This is a genomic window from Thioclava sp. L04-15 (assembly GCF_002020275.1).
In the GTDB taxonomy this organism is placed as follows: domain Bacteria; phylum Pseudomonadota; class Alphaproteobacteria; order Rhodobacterales; family Rhodobacteraceae; genus Thioclava; species Thioclava marina.
Genome location: NZ_MPZW01000023.1, coordinates 1 through 4,542 on the forward strand (window position 1 = coordinate 1; position 4,542 = coordinate 4,542).

6 protein-coding genes are annotated in these 4,542 nt (G+C 63.2%); 1 reads left to right on the top strand and 5 read right to left on the bottom strand.

The window, feature by feature from the left end:
• On the bottom strand, positions 1 to 817 hold an 817-nt coding region (locus tag BMI90_RS18395), incomplete at its 3' end, for a replication initiation factor domain-containing protein (protein ID WP_168172824.1).
• A 435-nt stretch (positions 818 to 1,252) separates the two neighbouring features.
• Entirely contained in the window at positions 1,253 to 1,387 is a 135-nt protein-coding gene (locus BMI90_RS19110; protein ID WP_281491827.1) for a hypothetical protein, read from the bottom strand.
• A gap of 713 nt (positions 1,388 to 2,100) precedes the next feature.
• On the opposite strand from BMI90_RS19110, the gene BMI90_RS18400 reads away from it, so the two are divergent.
• Positions 2,101 to 2,484: a helix-turn-helix domain-containing protein gene (locus BMI90_RS18400; RefSeq protein ID WP_146671362.1), complete on the top strand. Its 384-nt coding sequence runs from the start codon at positions 2,101 to 2,103 to the stop codon at positions 2,482 to 2,484.
• Here the strand turns inward: BMI90_RS18400 and BMI90_RS18405 are convergent.
• The 3 genes from BMI90_RS18405 to BMI90_RS18865 form a co-directional block, all read right to left on the bottom strand.
• On the bottom strand, positions 2,437 to 3,705 hold the full coding sequence (locus BMI90_RS18405) for a hypothetical protein (protein ID WP_078530917.1): 1,269 nt from the start codon (positions 3,703 to 3,705) through the stop codon (positions 2,437 to 2,439). The genes BMI90_RS18400 and BMI90_RS18405 overlap by 48 nt on opposite strands.
• 228 nt (positions 3,706 to 3,933) lie before the next feature.
• Positions 3,934 to 4,140 (bottom strand): hypothetical protein, encoded by a 207-nt coding sequence (locus tag BMI90_RS18410; RefSeq protein WP_078530918.1) that lies wholly within the window; start codon positions 4,138 to 4,140, stop codon positions 3,934 to 3,936.
• Positions 4,137 to 4,542 (bottom strand): hypothetical protein (locus tag BMI90_RS18865; protein WP_168172825.1); only part of this gene is annotated, 406 nt, incomplete at its 5' end. The genes BMI90_RS18410 and BMI90_RS18865, both read right to left, overlap by 4 nt.

Genomic DNA, 4,542 nt, shown 5'->3' on the forward strand with positions numbered 1-4,542 from the left:
CGACGCCGTGTTGCACCGTCCCGTCGAGGGTCTTTTCCGCCACTTCGCGGGCAACCTCTTGCTTGTTGAGACGCTCGACCCGCTCGGTCACATCCATGATCGCCGCCGCGCGGGACATGAAGTCTCGCGCCCATACGCTGGTGCGGATCATCTCGCCCGGCGACAACGCCGCCATGCCCGCTTTGCTCTTGCTCTGCGGCCGGAATGTCCATTCGATCCGGATGAGGTCCGGGTCGATTTCGTCCTCTTCGATCACGCCCTTCGCGGCTCTTTCCCTGTCCTTCTCGTAGACCCTGAGGCTCACGGTCGAAGTGCGCGACCCGAGGTAGAAGGTGCGCCCCGTATCGCTCTCGATCGTTCGCACCCCGCCGAGCTTGGGGTTGCCGCGTGAGAGCAGCCGCGCCATGCACAGCAGCTCATCAAACAGCCCTTCTTGTGACCAGTCCAAGGCCGCATCGGCCCGCGACAACCGCGCGCCCGGAAATGCCTCCTGCAGCGCCGGAGCGAGCCGCGCACACGCCCCATGGCCGCCGGTCAGCATCAGGTTGGGCATCAGCCCCCCCGTAGATCCGGAATTGACCCGGAAGACCGCGTCGACGTTTTCCGGCCCCTCGGAGAACGGCAGCGCTGCGCGGTAGCCGTTATGTCCGCCCATGATCCTGCCCGGATGAAGTCCGTTCTCGGCCGCCCAGTCGAACGCCTGACGCACCGCGTCAGCCTCTTCCGGGCCGCCAACGGTGCAATGTGCCTTCCCTTCGCCGTTCGGCATCGTGACCTGAAACCAATCGAAGAAGAACTCATCGAGCAGATCCGCCAAGGCGGGATCGCTCGAAATAGCTCGTTCCGATTTTCGCCGCTTTTTCAACGGTGTGCGCGAAAACGACCCCCGGGTTACTATCCGGGGGTCTTGGCGCCCAGGAACAGCCTCAACGGCCCCGCTCGAACGAGCTCGAGCAGAAGCCATCGCCTCGGTTGCCAGCTGTGAGAGAGATTTATCGTGTTCTGACATCGCCGCGATCCCTCAAAGGGTCCACGGCGGTCTTGAGTTGCACGTCTGGATGCAATAGAATCACTCCTTGAATGGAAGGCTCAGATTTCGACCGCCAAGAAGAAGGTCTGAGCCAGTTTTTGGAGCCCGTGATCACTCATCGCGGGCTCCAGCCATTCTAAAGCACAATATCTAGCGCATCAACTCTCACCATGTTGCTGTCCACATTCTCCGAATCGTGGCCGCTTCAGTCGATCGCGTCTCTCAGACCCAGCCCGTCAGCCAGGCGGCCGTAGCTCCGAACAGCGCGACACCGATCACGACCACTCCGACCGTGATGGCCGATACCTCCGCCGCCTCGATCGTCAGGTTCCCGTATTTGATCTTCAGTTTCTTCACTCGCTCTTCCTCGTTCAGTTGATGACTCGAAGGAGCTAGGGAAACTCGAACCGCCATCCAAAAACTGAAAGTGCCCCGCTCTACTCCACCCTGCGTGCGCTTCCGGTAATCATTTTACCAGCGCCCATGGGACCGCGCAAAAAGCGCAGCAGGCGGTTCTAAAGCCTAACTCCCCGCAGCCCGGGGAGGAGAAACAAGAAGTCCGCTCGCCACCTCCAACCGCAGATTTTCGTGCCGAAAATCTGTTCCCTCCGGCGGCCCTCTCGATGCAGTCACGTGCCTGCATCGAGCCCTGGGCAAGCCCAGGGCCGGGCCTTGTCGGCGGTCGAAGCCACTGGCTCTCTTGACCCGGCCATATCTGCTGGCGCCCCTGGCGCCATACCCCCGCAGCTGAGCTGCGCGGGTATGGCCCCATTGTCTTGCAGCTATGTCCGCGTCAACTTCTTCTTTCCCCTCCCCTCCATCACCGCCTTCTCGACCCCTGGTTCTTTTCTCCCGACCTCTCCTTTTCTCACATCATCAAGGAATCAATGGCGCTTCAGCGCCTAAAGCACGCGCCCTCGCGCGTCCGGTCCAGCAGGATGCTGGGCGTGACCCCCTGGGGGGTTACGAAACTGGGTGTGACCGCGGGCGGCACGCACGCTGTAACACCCAGATGGGGGACAGAAGGTTTCCTATTGCCAAAAAAGGTGTTCGCGGACACTGTTCGGGTCATGGTCCGAACAGTGTTCACCCCGAACAAGGCAGCCGCTCATGTCGGCGTATCGAGATCCGCGATCATGCGGGCTCTCGCGTCAAAGTCCTTGAAAGCAAGCCGCGACAACCGGAACCGTTGGCAGATCGAGCTTGCCGATCTTGAAGAATGGGCGGCTGATCGCCCCATGTCCGCGAACAGTGACCGGACAGTGTCCGCGAACATGTCCGACCATGACCGCGACCAGGTCGCAGAGATGGCGCGCCTGGAAGCGGAGAATGGTCAGCTGCGCGAACGCCTCGGCGAGCTGCGAGAAGATCGCGACGCGTGGCGCCAGCAGGCCGAACGCCTGGCCTCAGAAGCCCGGCCCGGACTCATCGAACGGATCTTCGGGCGGAGGTGACGCTTTCTGCACTTCTCGCAGAAGGCCCGCCGCGTGTTTCTTCATCTTCGCCGCCTCGACCTGGTCAACGATCGGCGTTCCCGGCCGCCGCGCGAACCGTAGCGCCTTCCCGATCGCCTCTCGCAGCTTGTCTGCCAGCTGTGCGAGCTGACCCCGCTCCTCCTCGATCTCGGCCCTCTCTGTCGCCAAACTGGCACGCTCGGCGCGGATCGCTTCAGCGGCATCAGCCGCGGCGTGCATCGCTGGCGCCACCTCTGGCAGACCCGGATTGATCCGATCAGGGTGTGCCGCCCTGACCTTCCCATCACGCTTGCTGAGAGTGCCGTCTTTGAACTCGTCACCGAGGGCGACAACCGCCGCAATGACAGCTTCTGCCTTCGCAGTGACGCGCTCCGCCTTCGCCTCAGCTCCGGCGACGATATTCCCCGCTTTCGACTTGGCGTCCTCGATCACCTCGAAGGCTTGCGCTTCAGCCTCAGCCGCCCGCGCCATCGTTGCGGCTGCAGCTTCCGCCGCCCGCTTCTCGTCCGCCCATTGCTTCCTGCTCAAGCGACGGCGGCCCGGACCGGTCCGGGTCAGCCCTTCCGGGGCGCCAACGGCCTCGTAATAGTCCTGCTGCCACTGCCTCATCGCCTCGCGATAAGCGCCGTTGCCGAGCTTCACCGCCGTTCTCGGCTCCTCGCCGCGCGCTTTCGCTTCCGCTTCGGCTCGCTTCTTGGCTACCTTCCCGGGGTGGAGCGTCGTGGCATCGGCACCGGGATCATCGGCCAAGAGCCAGCCGTGAAGGTGCGGATACTCCTCGTCCTCGTGCGCCAGGACGACTTTGAGCTGATCGCCATAAGTGCGACGAAGCCATTCGAGATTCCGGCGCTCCCACCGTTCGAGCTGAGCCTTACCCTCGTCTGTGGTGATCGCGGCGCGCGGGACGGGATACGACATGACGATTGACGCCATCGTGTGCCTGTCCTTCCGGATCGCCCGCCGCGCCTCAGTTCCATCCGCCTTTTTCACGACAGTCGCCCTGGCCTCGATGTAGGCGTCGTGCTGCTCCGCAAAAGCCTCCGGATCCCCGAGGAGGACACGGGGCGGGTTCGGGTCATCTACATGGGTCGAGAACTCGGGGTCGCGTGTCGCTTCCCCGATGATCTGAGCGACAGAGTTGCCCGCCTTGTTGCCCTTCCGGCTGAAGGTCTGGATGTTCGCGAATTGAGGTCCGGCCATTTCGTGGGTTCCCTGACTTTGATGGCCAGAGTTTCCGTCACGAAGGTGAAAATCCAAACACAATAAGGCCGACTATTGTGTTGCGAGCAACACCCGTCGGTCCTCCGGAGGGGCCTTCGGCCAATGGGGTGGCTGCGCCCCCCTCTACCCCCCGCTGCAGCGCCGCTCCCCTGCTAAGGGAGCGCCTTCAGCCAGAGCTGCGGATTTTCAATCCGCTGCTCCCCTCGATCACCACTTCGAGCGGCCTTCCTGCCAGCCAAGCGGGTCCTCCTCGATGCGGAGCGCAATGTCGTAAGCCTCGGCCAGCAGATCCACAGCCCACCCCTCGGTGGTCAGCTGCTCAGGGTCTATCGCTTGCTGTTTCGCGTCACACGCCGCCCAGTAGGCTGCGTGCAGATCCTCGGATGCCTTCTGCGCGATCTCGTCCAACTTCATGCCATCGACCTCTCCACCCCTGCCGGCGCTATCGCCGCCATCCGCGTCTGCGCGAGCGTCTGAGCGGCCTCGATCTGTGCCGGCGCGTTGAGGAGCTCATGCACATATGACTCGCGCCAAGCGGCGGGGTCCATCGCCTCATCGAGCCGCTTCTCGATCACGATCGCCGCCGCCGCACCCGTCTCACGGATCTTGTCGCGGAAGATCCGCACCGCTTCCTCCTCGACCTCCACCGGATGGACCATCGCGGTGTCATAGTGGCCCTCGTGGTCCCGCTCGACGAGCCGCACGGCCGCGAGCCTGGCAAACGACTTCGCGTATTGATCGACGCCGTGTTGCACCGTCCCGTCGAGGGTCTTTTCCGCCACTTCGCGGGCAACCTCTTGCTTGTTGAGACGCTCG

Excerpts from the sequence above, each read along its gene's own strand:
- BMI90_RS18405 (WP_078530917.1), bottom strand. The coding sequence starts at position 3,705 with ATGGCCGGACCTCAATTCGCGAACATCCAGACCTTCAGCCGGAAGGGC.
- BMI90_RS18400 (WP_146671362.1), top strand. The coding sequence starts at position 2,101 with ATGGTCCGAACAGTGTTCACCCCGAACAAGGCAGCCGCTCATGTCGGC.
- BMI90_RS18410 (WP_078530918.1), bottom strand. The coding sequence starts at position 4,140 with ATGAAGTTGGACGAGATCGCGCAGAAGGCATCCGAGGATCTGCACGCA.